1 protein-coding gene is annotated in these 737 nt (G+C 50.5%); it reads left to right on the plus strand.

The window, feature by feature from the left end:
* The coding region (locus HW443_RS12415; RefSeq protein WP_219857270.1) for a hypothetical protein at nucleotides 1-622 on the plus strand (622 nt) is incomplete at its 5' end.
* Between the last annotated feature and the right edge of the window lie 115 nt (nucleotides 623-737).

The following is a 737-nucleotide window of genomic DNA, read 5'->3' on the forward strand; positions in this document are numbered from 1 at the left end:
CATGGTGGGAGGGAACGTTCTCAGCTTGCAAAGCAGGAGGGTCAGGATGTCTCTGACCGCTCTGGCTCTGGCTCATGGGGGAGTGATTATGGCCGGCTATCTCCTGGCCGTGGAAGGATCCTTCCTTTTCGTTCTCCTATATGTGCCTCTAATGATGCTCACCCTGATTTCTATCGGCCTGATCCTCTCGGCTCTGGAGAAAGAGGGGACAGCAGAGCTGCTCACGGATCTTTCTGGTCTGGTGAGGAGAAACGCTCCTCTGTCCGTTGCTCTGGCCCTTCTCCTGTTCTTCCTGGGTCTGATGCCTCTCTTTCTCAGCTACTACACAGGACTTGCCTGGATTTTCTACACAACTACTTTTCGAGATCCCCCACTCTTTCTAGCCATTATTATGGGGTTGAGCTTACTGGCCCTCTTGGTCTCCTCTGTGAGCCTGATAGCCAGGATTCTTTTTTTCAGACCAAAATCTACAGAGAAGATTCCCGCTCCCAGGCTGGCTTACCTTCACTCCATGGTCTCGGTAATCGTTATCGGGGGAATACTGGTTCTGGGAATGCTGGACGTCACCCGCTCGCTGCCCTATTTTAGTTATGTGGTGAAGACTTTTCTGTTAGCCCCTTGAAGAAAGAATTCGGGGGGTGTCCGCATAACTCACATTGTATAACGAGACTACAGAAGGCAAATCAGTCTGTTGTAGGGGTTGTATGGAGATAGAATCACTTAATTCAGGCTTTCGT

It is taken from the genome of Candidatus Hakubella thermalkaliphila, from assembly GCF_013281975.1.
In the GTDB taxonomy this organism is placed as follows: Bacteria; Actinomycetota; Humimicrobiia; order Hakubellales; family Hakubellaceae; genus Hakubella; species Hakubella thermalkaliphila.